The following is a 19,569-nucleotide window of genomic DNA, read 5'->3' as shown; positions in this document are numbered from 1 at the left end:
GGGGCCGCCGCAGGCGGTATCTTGAACAGTTCCCGAAATGCAAAAAGGAACGGCTGAAGAGCCATTCCATGCGTTATTCTAAGCGACGAGGAGACGGCTTGTCAACGCACCCGGACGAGCTGCGACAACACGACGACGAGATCGGCCGCGAGCAGGAGTACGTCTCGATGCTCTACGGCCGGCTGGACGCCATGCGTGAGCAGGCCGCCCGGCGGCTCACCGACGAGCTGCGCGCCGGTGGCGGCGGCACCCAGCAGGACCGCTCCCAGCGCGACAGCGCCGTCCAGATGTACGCCGACCAGGTCGAGCAGTTCTCGGCGGTCGAGCAGGGGCTGGCCTTCGGCCGGCTCGACGGGGCCGACGGCGGCCGGCACTACATCGGCCGGATCGGCATCTTCGACACCGAGGGCGACTACGACCCGCTGCTGATGGACTGGCGTGCCCCCGCCGCCCGGCCGTTCTATCTCGCCACCGCCGCCAACCCGCAGGGCATCCGGATGCGGCGGCACCTGCGCACCCGGGAGCGGAAGGTCACCGGCCTCAACGACGAGGTGCTGGACATCGAGACCGCCTCCCCCACCGGCCACGAGGAACTGACCGGTGAGGCGTCGCTGCTCGCCGCGCTCAGCGCCGGCCGGACCGGCCGGATGCGGGACATCGTGGAGACCATCCAGGCCGAACAGGACCGGATCATCCGGGCCGACCTGCCCGGCGTGCTGGTCGTGCAGGGCGGCCCCGGCACCGGCAAGACGGCGGTCGCGCTGCACCGCGCCGCGTACCTGCTCTACACCCACCGGCAGCAGCTCTCCACCCGGGGCGTGCTGCTGGTCGGGCCGAACGCGACGTTCCTGCGCTACATCTCGCAGGTGCTGCCGACGTTGGCCGAGACGGGTGTGCTGCTCAGCACCCCCGGCGACCTGTTCCCCGGGGTCAGCGCCCGGCGCACCGAACCGGCCCGGACCGCCGCCCTCAAGGGCCGGGCGGTGCTGGCCGAGGTGCTCGCCGCCGCCGTCCGCGACCGGCAGTGGGTGCCGGACGAGCCGATCGAGATCGAACTGCCCCAGCGGGAGGTGCTGCGACTGGACCCGGAGACGGTACGCCAGGCCCGTGACCGGGTCCGGCGTAGCGACCGACCGCACAACCTGGCCCGCGCCCTGTTCGACATCGAGATCGTGCACGCCCTCGCCGACCAGGTCGCCGAGCGGATCGGGGCGGACCCGCTCGGCGGGGACAACCTGCTGGAGGAGGCGGACCGGGCCGAGATCCGTCGGGAGCTGCGCGAGGAACCGGAGATCACCGCCGTCCTGGACGAGTTGTGGCCGGTGCTCACCCCGCAACGGCTGCTCGCCGACCTGTACGCCGCGCCCGAGCGGATCGCGGCCGCCGCGCCGATGCTCACCGACGACGAACGCGCCCTGCTGCACCGCGCACCCGGCGGTGGCTGGACGCCGGCCGACGTGCCGCTGCTCGACGAGGCCGCCGAGCTGCTCGGCGAGGACGAGCGGGCCGCCGCCGCCCGCCGGGAACGCATCAGGTCCTTCCAACGCGAGTACGCCGAGGGCGTGCTGGAGATCGCCAGGGGTTCCCGCTCGATCGACGTCGAGGACGAGGCCGAAGGCGGTGAGATCCTCGGCGTCACCGACCTGATCGACGCCGATCGGCTGCTGGAACGGCAGGAGGAGACCGACCGGCTGACCACCGCGCAGCGGGCCGCCGCCGACCGACGGTGGGCGTTCGGGCACGTGATCGTGGACGAGGCGCAGGAGTTGACCCCGATGGCCTGGCGGCTGCTGATGCGCCGCTGCCCGAGCCGGTCGATGACGATCGTCGGGGACGTGGCGCAGACCGGGGCGCTGGCCGGCACCCCGTCCTGGGGCGAGGCGCTGGAGCCGTACGTGGCACGGCGCTGGCGGCTGGAGGAGCTGACCGTCAGCTACCGCACCCCGGCCGAGATCATGGCGGTGGCCGCCGAGGTGCTCGCCGGGATCGACCCGGAGCTACGCCCGCCCCGCTCGGTACGCCACAGCGGCGTGCCGCCGTGGGACCGGACTGTCACGGCGGGCCGGCTCGGCGCGGAACTGGTCGCGGCGGCCCGTGCGGAGGCCGCCGACCTCGCCGGTGGCGACGGGGACGGCCACCCCGGCGACGGCGGCGGCCGACTCGGGGTGATCGTGCCGGCCGGGCGGGCCGACGAGTTGGCGGGCGTCGTGCTGGCCGCGATGCCCGAGGTGGCCGTGGGCGAGCAGCCCGAGTTGGAGAGCCGGGTGGTGCTGCTCACCGTCGGCCAGGCCAAGGGGCTGGAGTTCGACTCGGTGCTGGTGGTCGACCCGGACGGGATCGTCGCCGAGTCGCCCCGGGGCCGCAGCGACCTCTACGTCGCGTTGACCCGCGCCACCCGACGCCTGGGCGTGCTGCGCCCGACCGGCTGACCGCCCGCGCGGCCGGGTCGGGGGGCGGGCCCCTCCGACCCGGCCGCCGGGGCGTCGGCGGCGGCCGGCGTCAGTCGTCGGAGAAGTCGCCGATCTCGACGGCGCTGGCGGACTGGTCGCTGACCGGGCCGCCGGTCGGGGTGCTCAGGCCACCGGTGGTGGCGTCGCCGGTGGTGGTCGGGGCCACCGTGCCCGGATGCCGTTCGGGTTGCCGGGCCACCCGCCGGACGCTGGCCGGCCCGGCCGTGCCGCCGGTGGTGGTAACCGCGCCCTGACCCCGGGTGGGGCCGCCGTCGCGCAGCACCTCCGGGTCGACCGGCACGTCGGCCACGTCGTCCGGGTCGTCCTCCTGCAGTGCCCGGGTCACGTCGATCTGGGGCACGGTCACCTCGTCGAGGGCACCGGGACCGTACGCCCCGGCGGTGAGCCGTTCCTCGGCCTGGCGGGTGGACTCCCGCATCCTGTCGTCGCGCACGTTCCTCACCTCACAGGGTGTCGGTGGAACCCACTGCGTGCCCGGGGGCCCGACCACCAAACACCACCGCCCTTGGCCCGGCCGGACACCACCGCTTTCTGCCGGCCGGGGCGGCGCGTACCACGGTCGGGGCACCGGGCTGCGGACCCGGCGGGTGGCGGATTTTCGGCCGGAGGCCGGTGTTACCTGCTCCGGGTCGGGGGGTAGACCCAGGGTGCCCCCGCCACAGCAGGTGAACCGTGCCGTGGCCGACCGCGGTAGCGGGGCGAGGGAGTGCAGGTACTCATCAAATCCTGAGGAGGACCAGATGAGCACGCAGGCTGCATCCACCAGGCCCATGAACCGGCCGATGCAGGACACCGCCCAGCGCAACGCCATGATGAACGACCAGACCCGGCAGATGCCGATGATGCACGACGGGCACCGGGAACCGATGCCGTCTCCGGGTACGGAGACCAAGCAGTCGTTCCTGACCACCGAGTTCTGGGTCTACGCCGCCGCCGTCGCGGTCGTGGTGATCTCCGCCTTCTGGCGTGGCACCACCACGAACGGCCTGAACATCAACAACCCGACGCAGGCGTGGTGGTTCCTGACCGCCCTGACCGGCGCCTACCTGGTGAGCCGGGGCCTGGCGAAGGCGGGTTCGGCGCGGCGTTCCGGCGCGGAGCGCAAGGGTCGTCGCTGACACGGCTGACCCGAGCAGCGTGAGCTGCTGAGCACGATGGCCCCCGGGATTCCTCCCGGGGGCCATCGCTGGTCCGCGTCGGCCGCCGCACGGCGGCCCGCCGGTGTCGGGCGCGATCCTCAGCTCACTCGTCGTCGCCGAAGTCGCCGCCGTCGTCGTCGCCCTCGAAGGCGTCGTCGAGAAGTTCACCGGCGACGAGTCCACCGGCGACACCGAGTGCCGCGCCGGCCACCACGCCGCCCATCCCCGGCCCCCGGCCGTGGTGACCGTGGCCGTGGCCGTGCATCGGGTAACCGTGGCCGGGGGCACCGAAGCCGGAGGAGGCGCGCAGGTTGCCGTACGTGGCGGTGGTCTCGCGCAGCCAGCCGTCGACGACCTGGGCCCAGTCGACCCGGTCGACGTCGCCGTGGGAGACGGTGTACCTGCCGAACACGTCGTGCCCGGAGCTGAGGAAGCCGCCCCGCTTGTCGCACTCCAGCACCACCTCGACGCCGTGTGGGCTGGTCACGAAGGTCAGCTCCACCTCGGAGATGACCTGCGCGTACTGGGGCGCGGCGAAGAACTCGATCTCCTGGTAGAACGGCAGCGTCTGCTGCGAGCCCCGGATGTGTCCCCGCTCCAGGTCGGCGTGCTTGAACCGGAAACCGAGCTGCTGGAACGCGCCGAGGATGCGCTCGTGCACCGGCAGCGGGTGCACGTTGACCTGGTCGAGGTCGCTCTTGTCGACCGCGCGGGCGATGGCCAGCTCGGTCCGCAGCCCCATGGTCATGCCGTGCAGGCGCTGCCCGTAGACGTCGGTGATCGGGGTCTCCCACGGCACCGGGAACTGGAACGGGATGGCGAGCTGCTGCTTGGGGGCGAGCTGGAGCGGGCCGCTGACCACCATCCGGTGGAACTCCATGACGCCTGCGTACTCGCTGTCGCCGCCCTCGATCTCGACCCGGGTGACCAGGCCGATGCCGATCTGCTCGATGTTGGCGGGGGCGTCCCCGCCGACCAGGTTCACGTTGCCGTCGAGGGTCAGGCCGGGCCGGGTGTTCGGGTTGGCCAGGACGGTGTCGACGCTGGGCCCGCCGACCCCGAACGCGCTCAGCATCTTCTTGAAGACCATCGGAACTCCCGCTTCACGGTCGGCGCACTCCACCGTGGAGCACGCACGGTTACCCGGCGCACCCTAACCGCCAGGACTGTGAAGTGCCTGAAAGGACGCACCGGGGCGGGCCAGCAGCACCAGCACCACGCAGCCCGCCACGAAGAAGACCGCCATGGCCGAGGCCATGGGCAGCAGGGTGGCGTACCCGAGGAGACCGGTGAGCGGCGTGACCAGCGCGCCGGCGAGGAAACCCAGGCCACCCTGGAGCGCGGCGGTGGTGCCGGCGGAACGCCGGCCCGCCTCCTGGGCCAGCGCGGTGCTGGCCGGGAGGGTCAGGCCCATGCCGGCGACCACCACGGCGAGCAGCGTCCACGGCACGGCCAGCGGCCCCCCGGCCCGCCGGTCGACCAGGGCGACGACCAGCAGTACGAGGGTGGCCACCGTGGACGCGGCGAGCCCGGCGGCCCGCAGCCGGCCGGCACCGGCCCGCCTGACCAGCACCCGGAACAGCAGCCCGGCGGCGGCCATCCCGGCGGCGTTGGTGGCGAAGATGAGGGTGTAGCGGGACTCGTCCACCCGGTAGGCGGTCTGGAAGACGAACGCCGAGCCGCCGATGTAGGTGAAGAACCCGGCGATGGCCAGGCAGAGCACGACCAGGTTGGTGAGCACCGTCCGGTCGCGCAGCAGCCCGGTCATCCGGGCCAGCGCCGCGTGCGGCCCACCGCCGTGCCGGCGGTGCGCGGGCAGCGTCTCCGGCAGGCCGACCAGCGCGGCCACCGCCATCGCCGCCCCCAGCCCGGTGAGGGCGAGGAAGACGGTACGCCAGGTGCCGTGGTCGAGGATCACCCCGCCGACCGCCGGTGCCAGCACCGGGCCGAGAAACGTCACCGAGGCGATGCTGCCGAACCGGGCGGCGGCATGGTCGCCCTGCCACGCGTCGGTCACCATCGCCCGGCCGAGCGCCACCCCGGTGCCGGCCGCGATCCCCTGCCCGAGCCGGGCGAGCACCAGCACCCCGGCGGTCGGGGCGGCGGCGCAGAGCAGCGACAGCAGGGCGAAACTCACGGTGCTCACCAGGACGATGCCGCGCCGGCCCCGGCTGTCGCTGACCGGGCCGAGCAGGAGCTGACCGGCGGCCACACCGATGATGAACGCGGTCAGGGTCAGCTGCGCCATGGTGGCGCTGGTGTCCAGGGAGCGCCGCAGTTCGGGCAGGGCCGCGATGTACGCGTCGGTGGCGAACGGCCCCACCCCGGTCAGCAGCACCAGCGCGGCCATGGAGGGTTTGCCCGCCGCCCGGCCGGGTGGGTGCGACCTGGACGGCGTCTTCACCTGCGGTGGTGTCACCCATGGACCGTAGTCCCGTGACCGGGCGGGCGCAGGGTTGTGGTGTCGGGCCGCCATCAGGCGCGTCCGGGCCTATACGGCGTCGTCGACGAGCAGTCCACGCAGGACGCTGCGTACCGTCGCTTCGAAGAGGTCGCGGGGCGCGGACGGTGACGGGTCGGCCATGGCGGCGACCAGGTTCGGGTAGGCCGCCAGGTCGATGCCGGCGAAGCCGACCGGCGGCGCGGCGGACTCCTGCCGGGCGAACAGCGACGTCACCCCGGTCATCATGGCGATCGCCTCGAACTTGGTGGTGGTCGCCGCCGGCACCGGCCGCAGGACGGCCAGGCAGTGGTCGAACCAGGCCAGGCTCTGCGGGCCGGGGGCGGTCGGCCGGGGCAGGACCTCCACCAGCCAGGGGTGCCGCCGGTAGAGGTCGAGTTGCCGCCGGGCGAGGCGCAGCATGGTGTCGAGCCAGTCGTCGCCGGCTTCCGGGTAGGGGCGCAACTCCCCCGCGGCCCGGTCGACCATCAGGTCGAGCAGGTCGTCGCGGGAGGACAGGTAGCGGTAGAGCGAGCCGGCACCGGTGTGCAGCGCGGCGGCGACCGCCCGCATGGAGACCGCGCCGATGCCGTCGGCGTCGGCCACCACGATCGCGGCGGCCACGATCTCGTCCCGGGAGTGCGAGGGCACGGGGCCGCGCTGCCCCCGGGCGGGCCGGGACCAGATCGGCGGACGCGCTGGCTCGTCGGGTGAGGTCACCGCTACACTCTAAAACTGCAAACGCCGTTCGCGGTTTCGATGTCGGGGAGGACGAGATGGAACAGCACTGGACCGTGCAGCGGGTACCGGCGGCCGACGACGCCGAGATCGTGCTCCACTCCACCGGCAGCGGGCCGGGCATCGTCGTGGTGCACGGCGGCGGCGTCACCATCGGCATCTACCGCCGGTTGGCCCTGCGGCTGGCCGACCGGTTCACCGTGCACCTCTACAACCGTCGCGGGCGCGACGACGCGGCGGCCCGTGCCGAGCCCTACGACGGCGAGCAGGACGTCGACGACCTCGCCGCGCTGCTGACCGCCACCGGGGTCGGCAACGTGCTCGGCCACAGCGGCGGCGGCTTCGTGGCCCTGCGCGCCGCCGCCCGAGGGCTGCCGATCGACCGGCTCGCCCTCTACGACCCGGCAGTCCAGGTCAACGGCCTGTTCCCGCTCGACTGGGTGCCCGCCGCCCGCGCGGCGGCACACGCGGGCGACATCGCCCGCGCCATGGCGATCACCGGGGCCGGCCTCAACACCCAGTCGGCCACGTCGCGCCTGCCACTGGCCGTCCAGGTGGCCATCTGCCGGCTGTTCCTGCGTACGCCGATCGGGCGCGGCATGGGCGAGCTGCTGCCGTCCACCCTGGACGAGAGCGCGCTGATCCAGCACCACGACAGCCCGCCGCAGCGGTGGGCCGGCGTCACCGCCGAGGTGCTGCTGGCCTGCGGCGGCAGCGGCCCGCCCTACTACCGGCCGATCACCGAGGCGCTGGCCGGGGCGCTGCCGCACGCCCGCACGCTGGTGGTGCCGCGCGCCGGTCACGACGCGCTCAACCGGGCCCCGCAGCACCTGGTCGACGCGCTGGCGGAGTTCTTCACCACCCCGGTCACCTCGCAGCGGGCCCGCTCCTGACCAGCCGGCGGACGGCAGGCGGGCCGGCGTCAGCCGTGCGACAGGGCCGGCGTCGGCCCACCGAGGTGCCGGTTACGCCGACCCCGCCCACCCTCACCGACCGGTGAGCACCGGCGACGTGATCACCGACAACTCCAGCACGGCCGGCAACGCCGCCACACCCGGACCACCGGCCCGAACCCAGGCGACCAGATCAGCCACCACGGCGTCGTCGGCGACAAGCCCGAACCAGACCGGCCGCGCACCGTGACGCCGCGCGGCCGGACCGGGCTGCACCACCATCACGTTGGACTGCGCGCACACGTCCAGGCACAGACTGGTCCGCACCCGATGATCCGGCTCCAGAGCCTCTCGTAGACCGTCGAGCTGCGCCCCGTGATCGACCGTCGGATGCTTGGTCCGGCTGCCGCAGCAACAGTCGCGGCACACCGTCACCGTGCAACCCTCGGTCAAACCCGTTCCTCCCGTAGTGCCCCCTCACCACGGTAGCCGCACCTCCGCCTTCGACCGGCCCAGAACTCGTCCGCGACGATCCACGGGGTTGCGCACCCCTCTCGGGCGGCTACTGGCCCGTACGTCCATCGATGCATTCGCGGAGCAGGTCCGCATGGCCACAGTGCCGCGCGTACTCCTCGACCATATGGATCAGGATGTCGCGGACGCTGACCTGCTCGCCGTTGGCCATGCTGACCATCGTGCCGAGATCGGTCACCGAATCCAGCCACCTGTCAGCCATGGCGATCTGCTCTCGCCAGGTGGTGAACGCATCGTCCACGACGTCCGGGTCAGCCACCGCACCGTCGAAGTCCCGGTCGGGTTCCTCCGTGGACCAGTGCAGCGGCGGCGCGTCCAGGTTGCCCTGCAGGATCCGGTAGAACCAGTTGTGCTCCACGGCGGCCATGTGGCGGAGCAGGCCGAGCAGGCTCATCGTCGACGGCGGCACCGACCGGGAGGCCAACTGCTCCGGTGAGAGGTCTTCGCATTTCATGCCCAGCGTCAGGCGGTAATTGGACAGGTAACCACGGATGGTCGCCAGTTCGCCCTCAGGGCTGACGGCGGACCTGGGGTCCGCTTCGGGTTCCGCCCACATGCCGTGGTAACCGACGTGCCGCTGACTGGTCATGCGTGCACCCTTCCCGATGGCTGCAATCCTGCCAAACCCGTTTCCGTGGGCGTCCGTGTTGTTGCCGACGCGCTCACCTCGGCAGGAGCGAATGGCTGGTGGTGGCGTCTCCGCCCACGAGTGCGGTCACCGCGTCCAGAAGGTCGCCGGAAGGGCTTCGACGTCGGTCGCGGACCGCTCCAGCAGGGCCGCGATGGGCAGCAGCGCGGTCGCCGCAGCATCCCCGGCGTCGGCCAGGTGACGGATCACGCCCGCCTGCCGCCGGGCCCGCTGCGGTACGGCAGCGGCGAACCCACCCCGGTCACCCTCGTAGCCGTACGCGTCGAGCAGCAGGCGCAGCCGGCGGGCCCGCTCGCGCAGGTCGTCGTCGCTCAACGGGCTGCCGTCGCGCGATGATGCCAGCGGCACCCAGGTCAGCGCGGAGAACGCCAGGTCCCACTCCCGCGACGACGGGCCGGCGGTGTCCCAGTCGCAGAACCCGACCAGCCGGTCACCGTCCACCACCGCGTTGTAGGGGGAGGCGTCCTGGTGCCCGACGACCAGCCCGGGGCCCATCGTGCGGCCGACGAACCAGCATTCGTCGGGCGGCGGGGTGAAGTCGGCGGTCAGGTCGTGGACCCGGCGCAGCCACCGGCCGACCTGGACGAGCATCGCGTCGGCCCTCGCCCAGTCGGGCCAGGGCTCCCGGCCGCCGATCGTCTCCCCCGGCAGATAGCTGAGCATCTCGCGGCCCTGGTCGTCGAAGCCGAGGGCGCGGGGAGCGGCGTCGAACCCGGCATCCTCCAGATGTCGCAGCACCGCGTGCACGGTGGTCGTCCACCGCGACGCCCGCTTGTGTACGACACCATCGATCGACACGGCACCCGTGGTGTTACCGCCGGGAAGCACCTCTTCACGCGTCTGCCCGGTATACCGGGCGTCACGACGCCGACGACACTGAATTTGGTACGACCGGACCCGACCACGGCCCGACTGTCCCACCCCTGTGGTCGAATCCCGGCATGCACATCGTCGTCTGCGGGGCGCTCGTGGTGAACGACGCGGTCCTGCTGGTGCACCGCAGTCCGGCCCGCCTGGCGTACCCGGATCTGTGGGATCTGCCCGGGGGTCACGTCGACGCGGGCGAGTCCGAACGCCAGGCCCTCGCCCGTGAGCTGCGCGAGGAGGTCGGCGTCGAAATCGTCGCGGAGTCCTGCTCCCGGCTGGGTGAGCTGCGGTCCGACAGCGGCGCGGACGCCGTACACGTGGGTGTGTGGCACGTCGGAGCCTGGCTCGGCTCCCCCACCAACCGCGCGCCCGACGAGCATGACGACCTCGGCTGGGTCGGGCTCAGCGAGCTGGGCGGCCTCCCCCTCGTGCACGGCGGCCTACCGGCGCTGCTCCGCGCCCTCGACCGGCCGCCCGCCTCACGCCTGATCGAGGAGGTGACGTGACGGCAGGTAGTCGATCTTCGTGTCGGCGTAGACGCCGAGCGTGCCGTCGTCGAGGCACCTCAGGCCGACGCTGATCCAGCGCACCTCGCCGTCGGCACCGAGCGCGTAGCCGACCGCGACGGCGAACTCCTCACCTCCGCAGGGGCAGGAGCAGGACTCGTGACCGGTCTCGTCCCAGTAGTCGGCGCTGTCGCCGATGAAGGCGACCGCGCCGCAGGCGAGGCAGGTCCGCCGGGTCGCCTCCTCCTCGTCGATGTCGACGCGGAAGGCACGGCCGTCGCACCCGGCACACCGGGACTCCACCACCGTGGCGACCGGGTAGCCGCCGGCCGCGAAGTAACGGAGGTAGTCGGCGAGGTCGTCGACGTTCTCCCCGCGCCACAGTTTTCCGGACCTGTCGAGTGCCATCCCGGCATTCTGCCCGGTGCGGGCGGCGCGTCGGCCAGCGGACGACCCTCGTCCGGCTCAGACCCAGACGGTGGCCAGCCAGGTGGCGACGGCGGCGGTCACCAGCAGGACGATGTTGAGCCCGATCTGGCGGGCCTCACCCCGGGACAGGTGCACCGCGATGCCGCCGACCTGGATCAGGACGAACCCGACGGCCGCCGCGACCGCGAGCCAGGGTGCGATCCCGGTCAGCGGCGGCAGGATCAGGCCGGCCGCGCCGAGCACCTCCAGCACCCCGATGGTCCGGACCAACGGCATGGGTACGCGGTCGACCCAGCCCATCATCGGTTGCAACTGCTCCCGGCTCTGCGCGACCTTCTTGCCCCCGGCGTAGAGGTAGAAGACGGCCAGCAGGGCGGCGACGATCCAGTAGGCGAGTGTCATGACGGGCCCTCCAGCTCTGAACCCAATGGTTACGAGAAGGAACTAGCCACATCATGTGTCAGTATCGGAGGGCTTACAAAAGGCACACGGGTGTGCGTAAGGCACAGGGGGTGGTCATGTCGCAGTACGAACACACCTGCATGATCCGGGGCGACGGCGGCCGGACGATCCGGGCGATCCTCGACCGCATCTGCAACAAATGGACGCTGCTGATCGTGGCGACGCTCGACGCGGGCGCGCTGCGCTTCACCGAGCTGCACCAGCAGATCCCCGGCATCTCCCAGCGCATGTTGACACTCACCCTGCGCCACCTGGAGCACGACGGCCTGGTGTCCCGCACGGCGTACGCGGAGGTCCCGCCCCGGGTGGAGTACGCGCTGACGCCGACCGGAAAGAGCCTCATCCCGCCCGCGCTGGCCCTCGCCGGCTGGGCCATCGAACACGTCCCCCACATCGAGGCCAGCCGAGCCCTCCACCAGGATAGGTCCCGATGACGGCGGACTGTACCGAGCCGGATTATCGCGTCATGTTGCGGACTTTGAGCGCACCGAGGCTCCTCGCTCCCACTCGCGGCTACCTTCCAAGAGATCCCGATCGCTCGCCCACCCGAGATCTGCGGATTGCCCGAACACGCTGATCAGGTCGTACTATTCGCACCATGTCTGAGGGCTGGGCCGTCCGAGCACGGCTGGCAGGGGGCCGTCCACCGTAACCGTCAAGGGTTCACCCTCCTGCACCCGAGCATCAAGCCGCCCGTGCTCTGCCCTATCTCCCATACCCACCTCATGCAGCCGCCAAGTGAAAAGTGATGACTCATCCTTCCGCATCGGCATCACGGCGCTGCTTCGCCATACCCCTGAGAACTGCATCGCTTATTCGCTCGGCCTGCTCAGCGGAAAGTCCCGTTTCGATGGCGCGATTCACGACCTGCTCCCGCAGTTCATGCAGCTGCCGTTCATTCAATCCCGCAGATGGCGACGGGTTGCGAACCTCGCCACGCACTAGGAAACCATGCCGCCTGCGCCTTTGTAGCCGATCAACGATGCTGCCCACAAGCGATGTCCCGGCGAGCGCGGACGTCACGGCAGTTCCAATCCATGCCGCAACTTCCAGTCCCAGCGCCTCGAAGCCGGCCACACTAGCTCCCCTCCGAAAGGAAGACGGATATCAGGCCAAGCGGGAGCGTGAAACTTAAGAGTACCACAGAAACAGTATTAAAGCCCGACCAAATATTTGGATCGAAACCTTTTATAGTCAACTGCATCTTCATCGCCCCCATGACGAAGGCGGCCGTGCTCAGTGTCAGAACATGGCCCCACTGCATGGTCAAAACCGGCCAACGAGCTTGACCTTGAGTATGATCGAAGTCAAAAAGCACGTCCGACATTGATGCAATGAGTGCACCGATAACCACCGTACATGCCGTACCATTTGAGATTAACGCAGTGACGGTAGCTTTGCCAGTAAATATATCCTGCGATTGATCAAGGACGGATATCAGCAAACCCAAGAGCGCACCCATAAGCCATTTTGCAACCTTGCGCAAACGCTTCTGAGCTGCATGCACTTGAAGCCATCCCATCCCCACAGCAAGGCTATTTTGCATTTTACTGGCACGCAATCCTCTGCACCGGCAGTCTTACGTGGAGCAGAAGCGACCCGGGCGGGGATAAGGGTAGCGCAAGGCGGCTCGCTAGACGCGACTGGGAGCTGCAACCGGAGAGCGCGACCCGGAACCGAACTTGTTGCCATGATCAAAGCGCTCTTCTCAACGCGAGCGAAAGCTCGACCGGCAGATACAGCAGACCGATCCTCGCCGGACAGGCGCGTGACACGGAGCATGAACGGCAGCCGTCTGCAGGCCGGTACGGTTCGTAAGTCAGGCGCAACGGTAGGGGTACGCCCCGCAGGGACAGCCCTCACCTGTATCGGTAGGAATTGGCCCGGCACCAACGACGGCGAGTTCAGCCCGCGCTTTGCACCGGACGACTACCGCGGACTGACGTCCTGTTCGAGGTGAGGGTCCTCGACCTTAGGTGGCACGACGGGTGGCACACCTCGCAGGCCACCACCCCTGTCGTTCTCGGAAGGCCATGGGTTACCTACCGAAGTCGAACTCGCCGTCCTTGACTCCGCCGACGAAGGCCGCCCACTCGTCAGCCGTGTAGACGATCGTCGCCGCGTCCCGTGCCTTGCTGTGCCGCACCGCCACCCGGCCCGAACCGTCGAGCAACGGCCCTGCCTCCACGCAGTTACCCCCGTTGTCCGGGCTCCTGGTGCTGATGTGCCACGCCACGGCAGGCATGATCTCGCTCATGACAGCTCCTCCGCGAGTGCTGCGATCAGCTTCACCGACTCGCTCACGCTGAGTGCGGCCTCCCGGAGGCGATCGTACGCGTGGACGTACCGCAGGGCCTTGTCCGATTCCATGAACAGCCGGCCGCCCAGAGTCTCGGCGTGTGCCACGTCGGAGTACGGGGGCGGCATCTTGAACAGCCAGAAGGTTCCGTCAAGACCGGCGTGAAGTCCCAGCGAGGCCGGCAGCACCCGCACCTCGACAGTCGGTCTGGTCACCATCTGCCCCAAGTGGAGGAACTGTCCAGCCATCACTCCACGGCTCATCACCGGCCGGCGGAGCGCGGACTCTTCGATGATCACGGAAAGGTTGGTCGCGGAAGGACCCTCCAGCAGGCGTTGCCGGTCCATCCGTAGTTGCACCCACTTGCGGATCTGACTCTCGCTGGTGGAACTCGGCTCCGCGTTCCTGATGACGGCCTCGGCGTAGTCCCTGGTCTGGAGAAGTCCGGGGATCAGCAGTGACGCGTAGGTGCAGACCTGGTTCGCCCGCGCCTCCAGCCAGGGGAAGTCGATGAAGGACGTGTCGTAGATCGCCCGGTCGAAGCTGTTGTCCCACCGGTCCACCCGCCAGGCGTCCTGAGCCAACTGGATCAGCCGATCGCGCTCGCGCTCGTCGTAGACGCCATAAAGATCGAGCAGCTCCACCACGAGATCACGACGGAACGGCCACTCGGCCCGCTCGTACCGAGCCAGCGACGAGAAGTCCCGTTCCAGGAACTTCGCCACGTACTTGAGAGTCAGGCCCCGCTGCTCGCGCAGCTCGCGCATCTGCTGACCGAGCCACTGCGCGCGCAGGGTGCGGACGAACGCTTCCCTCTTTGCGGCCATGCTCACCTCCCCGGAGGTACCAACGAGAAGAAATCCGTTGGTGTCGTTGCACCAATACGGAGGCCAGTGGAAATGTGGCCTTCGGGTGAGGGTGATCACCGGCCCCCGGGCACGCCCGGTGCAAGCGCAGTAACCGCGGCTGTGCCAACAGCCGAGAAGGTGACGAGAGACGGCCTCGCGGATGGCAGCCGCATACCGGATCTCGTCGGGTCTCAACATGAAGCCGAATTCCGGCTCCGACCGACTTGCTGAATACCTATCACGGCGGCGCGGGTTCCCGCGACCCCGTACCCGTCAGGAGGCGACGAATGATCCGCGACGACGGCACGCTGCCGGCCCGGCTGCATCCGGTCCTGGTCCGCGACCACCAGTTCCCCGCCGCCGGCTTCGGCCGGCGCGGCCTCGACCCCCGGGAGGTACGCCGGTTCCTGCTCCGGATCGCCCTGGAGCTGGCCAGCCTGCACCAGGAGGTGACCCGGCTGACCGGGGAGAACACCAGGCTCAAGCGGCTGCTGCGGGACCGCCGCAGCGCCCAGGCCAACCGTCCCCCGTGCTGAGTCACGACCCGACGACCGGTCCCCGCTACGTGCTGCACCTGCCCGTGACGGTCACGTCCGAGGAGCAGGCGTTGTGGTTCGCGTACGCGCTCGCGCGGTCGTTGGCGTTGGTGCCGGGGGTCGAGGTGGCCGGGGCCACCGTGTCGGCCGAGGACGCCCAGCACGTACGACGGTGGGTGTTCTGTGACCGGATCTTGCCGGACCGGCGGCGCTGCCGGGCGCGGGCCGACCACGACGGGCCGTGCGACCCCGACTGATGAACCGGGGTCAGCCGACCTCGACGACGACCAGCTCACCGACCTGTTCGCCGATCTGCCGGCGGCCGTCCGCCGACAGCCCGGCGTCGGTGATCAGCAGGTCGGCCTCGGCCAGTGGGGCGATGGTGGCGATGCCGATCGTCTCCCACTTGGTGTGGTCGGCCAGCACCACCAGGTGCCGGGCCGCCCCGATCAGCCGCTTGTTGACCGCCGCCTCCAGCAGGTTGGGGGTGGTGAACCCGGTGCGCGGGCTCATCCCGTGCACGCCGAGAAAGAGCAGATCCACGTTCAGGGTACGGATCGCCGCCTCGGCCACCGGCCCGGTCAGCGCGTCCGACGGGGTACGGATGCCGCCGGTCAGCACCACCGTCTGGTCGACGCGCGGGTTCTGGTAGAGCGCGTCGGCGACCGGGATCGAGTTGGTCACCACGGTCAACCCGGGTACGTCGCCGAGCAGGGTGGCCAGCGCGGCGGTGGTGGTGCCGGCCGACAACGCGACGGCCATCCCGGGCTCGACCATCCGGGCCGCCCGGCCGGCGATGGCCCGCTTCTCGTCCTGCTGGCGGACCGACTTCGCGGCGAAGCCGGGTTCCTCGGCGGACCCGGGGCCGGCCAGGGTCGCCCCGCCGTGCACCTTGTCGACCAGCCCCCGTTCGGCGAGCACCTCCAGGTCGCGGCGGATAGTCATGTCGGAGACGCCGAACCGGCTGACCAGGTGACTGACCCGCACCCCGCCGCGCTGCCGGATCAGCTCCAGGATGGCGTTCTGCCGTTGCTGAGCGAGCATCGAACCTCCCAACCGCGCGGACGAGGGAACGGTACGCAGGTCAGGCCGCTGCGGCCGGGGACGGTTCACCCGCTGGGACCGCCCCGCTCACCGCCGGCTCATCCCGGACCACGGCCACCTCGCCGGCCGGCACCCGCAGCGTGCCGCCGCAGGGCTGCCCGGTGAGCAGGTCGGTGCCGGTCACGTCGAGGGTCGCCTCGGCGTCGGTGTGGTTGACCACGAACAGCCAGGACCGGTCGTCGGCCCGGCGACGGACCACCTCGACGCCGGGCGGGGCGGCGGCAGGTGGGCGTACCCCGGCCTCGGTGAGCAGCCGGCCCACCAGGGCGTCGGTGGCCGCCTCGTCGAGCCGGGTGGCCAGGTACCAGGCGGTGCCGTCGCCGACCCGGTGCCGGGTCAGCGCGGGCACGCCCGGCAACGGACCGTCCTCGTAGGACGCGACGACCTCCGCGCCGGCCGGGTGCAGCCACTCGGTCCACACGTCGGCGGTGGACCCGTCGTCGAGGGCCACCCGCTCGCCTGCCAACAGCGGGAAGAACTCTTCGGTACGCACCCCGAGCAGGTCCCGGAACGCCCCCGGGTAGCCGCCGAGCCGGATGTGGTCGTGCTCGTCGACGATCCCACTGAAGTACGTCACCAGCGCCGTCCCGCCCCCGGCGACGTACCGGCCCAGCGCCTCGGCGTCGGCGTCACGGACCAGGTAGAGGGTGGGGACGAGGACCAGCCGGTAGCCGGACAGGTCGGTCGACGGGTGCACCACGTCGGCGGTGACCCCGGCCCGCCACAGCGCGTCGTAGAGCGCCCGCATCCGGTCGGCGTAGGTGACGTCGACGCTGGGGTGGGAGTCCAGCTCGACGCCCCACCACGCCTCCCAGTCGAACAGGATCGCCACGTCGGCGTCGACCCGGCTGCCGCGTACCTCGGCCAGGGCGGTGAGGTCGGCGCCGAGCCGGCAGACCTCGTCGAAGACCTTCGTGTCCGGGCCGGCGTGCGGGACGAGGGCGGAGTGGAACTTCTCCGCCCCGGCCCGGGAGGCCCGCCACTGGAAGAACAGCACCCCGTCGGCGCCGCGCGCCACGTGGGTGAGGCTGTTGCGGCGCAGCTGGCCGGGGGTCTTGGCGACGTTGCGCGGCTGCCAGTTGACCGCGCTGGTGGAGTGTTCCATCAGCAGCCACGGGTCGCCGCCGGCCACGCCCCGGGTGTGGTCGGCGGCGAACGCCAGGCCGAGGTGGGCGTTCGGGTCGGTGACGGTCAGGTAGTGGTCGTTGGCGACCAGGTCCACGTCGGCGGCCCAGGAGTGGTAGTCCATGTGCTTGATGCCCATGCCGATCATGAAGTTGGTGGTGACCGGCTGGCCGACCCGCCGCTTGAGCACCTCCCGTTCGGCGCGGAGCTGGGCGCGCTGGGCGTCGGAGGAGAAGCGCAGGAAGTCGAGTTGCTGGGTGGGGTTGGCGAAGGTGGGCGCGGCGCGCGGCGGGTTGATCTCGGCCCAGTCGTGGTAGCGCTGGCTCCAGAAGGTGGTGCCCCAGGCGTCGTTGAGCCGGTCGAGGTCGCCGTAGCGCTCCCGCAGCCAGTCGCGGAACGCCTCGGCGCTGACGTCGCAGTAGCAGTGCACGTTGTGGCAGCCCAGCTCGTTGGAGACGTGCCACATCACCACGGCGGGGTGCTCGGCGTAGCGGTCGGCGACCGTCTCGACCAGGGCGAGTGAGTGCTGGCGGAAGATCGGCGAGCTGGGGCAGTAGCCCTGCCGGCCGCCGGGCCACAGCACGGTGCCGTCGACGGTGCGCGGCAGCGTCTCGGGGTGCCGGTGGGCCAGCCACGGGGGCGGGCTGGCGGTGGCGGTGGCCAGGTCGACCCGGATGCCTCCGGCGTGCAGGACGTCGAGGGCGCGGTCGAGCCAGCCGAACTCGTACCGGCCGGGGGACGGTTCGAGCAGGGCCCAGGAGAAGATGCCGACCGAGACGAGGTTGACGCCGGCCCGGCGCATGAGCGCGACGTCGTCGGCCCAGACCTGCTCGGGCCACTGCTCGGGGTTGTAGTCGGCGCCGAAGTAGATTCCGTCGCCCTGCCAGCTGCCGTGTTGCCGCATGAGAGCAGAGCGTGCCCCTAGCGGTCGATCAAGTCAACACTTTCCAACACGGACCCGCTTTCCAACGTTTACCGCCAGGATCCCGTACGGCTTCGGCGATACCGATCCGGAGCTGCCCTCTTGACAGGCGCGTACGGACGGGTAGCTTCAAGCGCCACCGGGAGTTTGTGTTTGCCAATGTTCGTTCTCGGTGGATCTATGTTGGCATCTCGAACAGCCGCTCCCCCACCACTGACGGCCCTCGGGCGCAGCGCACCTCTTCTTCCGCAGGAGGCACCATGTCCCGTCCCCGCACCGAAGCCGAGTATCTCGCCCGGCTCGTACCGTCCTCCGTCGCCGGCATCGGACGACGTTCCCTGATCACCGGGGTCGGCGCGGGCGCGCTGCTCGGCACCGGGCTGCTCGCCGGTTGCGGCTCCGACTCCGGGTCGGGCGCCGACAGCAAGGAGGTGTCGGTCGGTTCCAACCAGTCCGACCCGCAGCCCAAGGGGGTCATCGCCAAGGTGATGGACGGGTTCAAGACCTCGTCCGGCATCACCACCAAGATCAACACCGTGGACCACAACACCTACCAGGAGAACATCAACAACTACCTGCAGGGCAAGCCGGACGACGTGTTCATGTGGTTCGCCGGCTACCGGATGCGCTTCTTCGCCGCCAAGGGACTGGCCGGCGACATCAGCGACCTGTGGGGCAAGCTCTCCGGCTACTCCGACGCGTTCAAGAAGGCGTCCACCGGGGACGACGGCAAGCAGTACTTCGTGCCGTCGTCGTACTACCCGTGGGCGATGTTCTACCGCAAGTCGGTCTGGAAGCAGCACGGCTACCAGGTGCCGACCACCCTCGACCAGCTCACCACCCTCAGCGCCCAGATGAAGCGGGACGGCCTCACCCCGATCGCCTTCGCCGACAAGGACGGCTGGCCGGCGATGGGCACCTTCGACATCCTCAACCTGCGGATCAACGGCTACCAGTTCCACATCGACCTGATGGCGGGCAAGGAGGCGTGGACCTCCGACAAGGTCAAGAAGGTCTTCGACACCTGGGCCGGGCTGCTCCCGCTGCACCAGCCGGACAGCCTGGGCCGCACCTGGCAGGAGGCCGCCCAGTCGTTGCAGCAGAAGAAGAGCGGCATGTACCTGCTCGGTCTCTTCGTCGCCCAGCAGTTCGGCAACGACGAGCAGGACGACATCGACTTCTTCACCTTCCCCGAGATCGATCCGGCCATCGGGGCCAAGGCCCTGGACGCGCCGATCGACGGCTACATGCTGGCCCGCAAGCCGAAGGCCGAGGCCAACGCCAAGAAGCTGCTGGAGTTCGTCGGCTCCAAGGAGGCCGCCGACATCACGGTGAAGAACGACCCGACCACGCTGGTCGCCAACAGCGGCGCGGACACCAGCGGCTACACGGCCCTGCAGAAGAAGGCCGCCGAGCTGGTCGGCTCGGCCACCGAGATCGCCCAGTTCCTCGACCGGGACACCCGGCCGGACTTCGCCTCCACCGTGATCATCCCGGCGCTCCAGCAGTTCATCAAGAACCCCAAGGACATCGACGGGCTGGTCAACAGCATCGAGAACCAGAAGAAGTCGATCTTCACCAGCTGACGGCGAGAGGGGGAGGACCGT

The 19,569-nt window shown here is 70.4% G+C and carries 23 protein-coding genes; 8 read left to right on the top strand and 15 right to left on the bottom strand.

The window, feature by feature from the left end; all coding sequences use genetic code 11:
- Window positions 1–167 precede the first annotated feature (167 nt).
- Complete coding sequence (locus tag ACN261_RS17875; RefSeq protein WP_425853617.1) at window positions 168–2,429, top strand: HelD family protein; 2,262 nt, start codon at window positions 168–170, stop codon at window positions 2,427–2,429.
- Window positions 2,430–2,499: 70 nt separating this feature from the next.
- On the opposite strand, the gene ACN261_RS17870 is transcribed toward ACN261_RS17875, so the two are convergent.
- Window positions 2,500–2,889 carry a hypothetical protein gene (locus ACN261_RS17870; protein WP_232377442.1) on the bottom strand — a complete coding sequence of 130 codons (390 nt, stop codon included), beginning with the start codon at window positions 2,887–2,889 and terminating at the stop codon, window positions 2,500–2,502.
- Window positions 2,890–3,304: 415 nt separating this feature from the next.
- Between ACN261_RS17870 and ACN261_RS17865 the strand changes: the two genes are divergently transcribed.
- Window positions 3,305–3,589, top strand: coding sequence for a hypothetical protein (locus ACN261_RS17865; protein ID WP_363657138.1), 285 nt, complete (start codon window positions 3,305–3,307; stop codon window positions 3,587–3,589).
- A 124-nt stretch (window positions 3,590–3,713) separates the two neighbouring features.
- On the opposite strand, the gene ACN261_RS17860 is transcribed toward ACN261_RS17865, so the two are convergent.
- The 3 genes from ACN261_RS17860 to ACN261_RS17850 form a co-directional block, all read right to left on the bottom strand.
- On the bottom strand, window positions 3,714–4,700 hold the full coding sequence (locus ACN261_RS17860) for a sporulation protein (protein WP_421486508.1): 987 nt from the start codon (window positions 4,698–4,700) through the stop codon (window positions 3,714–3,716).
- Window positions 4,701–4,763: 63 nt separating this feature from the next.
- On the bottom strand, window positions 4,764–6,029 hold the full coding sequence (locus ACN261_RS17855; RefSeq protein WP_425851138.1) for a Bcr/CflA family efflux MFS transporter: 1,266 nt from the start codon (window positions 6,027–6,029) through the stop codon (window positions 4,764–4,766).
- Window positions 6,030–6,101: 72 nt separating this feature from the next.
- Window positions 6,102–6,770, bottom strand: coding sequence for a TetR/AcrR family transcriptional regulator (locus ACN261_RS17850; RefSeq protein ID WP_425851136.1), 669 nt, complete (start codon window positions 6,768–6,770; stop codon window positions 6,102–6,104).
- 56 nt (window positions 6,771–6,826) lie between these two features.
- Here ACN261_RS17850 and ACN261_RS17845 point away from each other — a divergent pair, with 56 nt between their 5' ends.
- Window positions 6,827–7,681, top strand: a complete 855-nt coding sequence (locus tag ACN261_RS17845; protein WP_425851134.1) for an alpha/beta fold hydrolase — start codon at window positions 6,827–6,829, stop codon at window positions 7,679–7,681.
- Between the two features lie 93 nt (window positions 7,682–7,774).
- Here ACN261_RS17845 and ACN261_RS17840 read toward each other — a convergent pair whose 3' ends face one another.
- The 3 genes from ACN261_RS17840 to ACN261_RS17830 all read right to left on the bottom strand — a co-directional run bounded on the left by ACN261_RS17840 (window position 7,775) and on the right by ACN261_RS17830 (window position 9,662).
- On the bottom strand, window positions 7,775–8,116 hold the full coding sequence (locus tag ACN261_RS17840; RefSeq protein ID WP_421486504.1) for a hypothetical protein: 342 nt from the start codon (window positions 8,114–8,116) through the stop codon (window positions 7,775–7,777).
- A gap of 127 nt (window positions 8,117–8,243) precedes the next feature.
- Window positions 8,244–8,804 (bottom strand): DinB family protein, encoded by a 561-nt coding sequence (locus tag ACN261_RS17835; protein WP_421486503.1) that lies wholly within the window; start codon window positions 8,802–8,804, stop codon window positions 8,244–8,246.
- A gap of 126 nt (window positions 8,805–8,930) precedes the next feature.
- A complete protein-coding gene (locus tag ACN261_RS17830) occupies window positions 8,931–9,662 on the bottom strand; it encodes a phosphotransferase (RefSeq protein WP_425851132.1) in 732 nt (243 codons plus the stop codon).
- A 143-nt stretch (window positions 9,663–9,805) separates the two neighbouring features.
- Here ACN261_RS17830 and ACN261_RS17825 point away from each other — a divergent pair, with 143 nt between their 5' ends.
- Window positions 9,806–10,237, top strand: a complete 432-nt coding sequence (locus ACN261_RS17825; protein ID WP_425851130.1) for an NUDIX domain-containing protein — start codon at window positions 9,806–9,808, stop codon at window positions 10,235–10,237.
- Here ACN261_RS17825 and ACN261_RS17820 read toward each other — a convergent pair.
- Both ACN261_RS17820 and ACN261_RS17815 read right to left on the bottom strand, forming a co-directional pair.
- Window positions 10,211–10,645 carry a hypothetical protein gene (locus ACN261_RS17820; RefSeq protein ID WP_425851129.1) on the bottom strand — a complete coding sequence of 145 codons (435 nt, stop codon included), beginning with the start codon at window positions 10,643–10,645 and terminating at the stop codon, window positions 10,211–10,213. The two genes, ACN261_RS17825 and ACN261_RS17820, sit on opposite strands and share 27 nt — an antisense overlap.
- Before the next feature lie 57 nt (window positions 10,646–10,702).
- Window positions 10,703–11,068 (bottom strand): DoxX family protein, encoded by a 366-nt coding sequence (locus ACN261_RS17815; RefSeq protein ID WP_421486499.1) that lies wholly within the window; start codon window positions 11,066–11,068, stop codon window positions 10,703–10,705.
- A 116-nt stretch (window positions 11,069–11,184) separates the two neighbouring features.
- Here ACN261_RS17815 and ACN261_RS17810 point away from each other — a divergent pair, with 116 nt between their 5' ends.
- Window positions 11,185–11,562, top strand: a complete 378-nt coding sequence (locus ACN261_RS17810) for a winged helix-turn-helix transcriptional regulator (RefSeq protein WP_425851127.1) — start codon at window positions 11,185–11,187, stop codon at window positions 11,560–11,562.
- A 319-nt stretch (window positions 11,563–11,881) separates the two neighbouring features.
- On the opposite strand, the gene ACN261_RS17805 is transcribed toward ACN261_RS17810, so the two are convergent.
- The 4 genes from ACN261_RS17805 to ACN261_RS17790 all read right to left on the bottom strand — a co-directional run bounded on the left by ACN261_RS17805 (window position 11,882) and on the right by ACN261_RS17790 (window position 14,254).
- Entirely contained in the window at window positions 11,882–12,205 is a 324-nt protein-coding gene (locus tag ACN261_RS17805; RefSeq protein WP_425851125.1) for a hypothetical protein, read from the bottom strand.
- A 1-nt stretch (window position 12,206) separates the two neighbouring features.
- A complete protein-coding gene (locus ACN261_RS17800) occupies window positions 12,207–12,650 on the bottom strand; it encodes a hypothetical protein (RefSeq protein ID WP_425851123.1) in 444 nt (147 codons plus the stop codon).
- A 516-nt stretch (window positions 12,651–13,166) separates the two neighbouring features.
- Complete coding sequence (locus tag ACN261_RS17795; RefSeq protein WP_425851122.1) at window positions 13,167–13,385, bottom strand: DUF397 domain-containing protein; 219 nt, start codon at window positions 13,383–13,385, stop codon at window positions 13,167–13,169.
- Complete coding sequence (locus ACN261_RS17790; protein WP_364312888.1) at window positions 13,382–14,254, bottom strand: helix-turn-helix domain-containing protein; 873 nt, start codon at window positions 14,252–14,254, stop codon at window positions 13,382–13,384. Before ACN261_RS17790 ends, ACN261_RS17795 begins: the two co-directional genes overlap by 4 nt.
- A 308-nt stretch (window positions 14,255–14,562) precedes the next feature.
- Between ACN261_RS17790 and ACN261_RS17785 the strand changes: the two genes are divergently transcribed.
- Both ACN261_RS17785 and ACN261_RS17780 read left to right on the top strand, forming a co-directional pair.
- On the top strand, window positions 14,563–14,811 hold the full coding sequence (locus ACN261_RS17785; RefSeq protein WP_425851119.1) for a DivIVA domain-containing protein: 249 nt from the start codon (window positions 14,563–14,565) through the stop codon (window positions 14,809–14,811).
- Complete coding sequence (locus ACN261_RS17780) at window positions 14,805–15,068, top strand: hypothetical protein (protein ID WP_425851118.1); 264 nt, start codon at window positions 14,805–14,807, stop codon at window positions 15,066–15,068. The genes ACN261_RS17785 and ACN261_RS17780 overlap by 7 nt, the downstream gene beginning before the upstream one ends.
- A gap of 10 nt (window positions 15,069–15,078) precedes the next feature.
- Here ACN261_RS17780 and ACN261_RS17775 read toward each other — a convergent pair whose 3' ends face one another.
- Both ACN261_RS17775 and ACN261_RS17770 read right to left on the bottom strand, forming a co-directional pair.
- Window positions 15,079–15,855 (bottom strand): DeoR/GlpR family DNA-binding transcription regulator, encoded by a 777-nt coding sequence (locus ACN261_RS17775; protein WP_421486492.1) that lies wholly within the window; start codon window positions 15,853–15,855, stop codon window positions 15,079–15,081.
- A 40-nt stretch (window positions 15,856–15,895) separates the two neighbouring features.
- Window positions 15,896–17,944, bottom strand: a complete 2,049-nt coding sequence (locus tag ACN261_RS17770; RefSeq protein ID WP_425851116.1) for a beta-galactosidase — start codon at window positions 17,942–17,944, stop codon at window positions 15,896–15,898.
- 278 nt (window positions 17,945–18,222) lie between these two features.
- On the opposite strand from ACN261_RS17770, the gene ACN261_RS17765 reads away from it, so the two are divergent.
- Complete coding sequence (locus tag ACN261_RS17765; RefSeq protein WP_421486490.1) at window positions 18,223–19,548, top strand: ABC transporter substrate-binding protein; 1,326 nt, start codon at window positions 18,223–18,225, stop codon at window positions 19,546–19,548.
- Window positions 19,549–19,569: the final 21 nt, after the last annotated feature.

It is taken from the genome of Micromonospora sp. WMMD723 (assembly GCF_049863385.1).
GTDB lineage: Bacteria > Actinomycetota > Actinomycetes > Mycobacteriales > Micromonosporaceae > Micromonospora > Micromonospora wenchangensis.
This window is presented reverse-complemented; position numbering and strand designations above follow the sequence as displayed.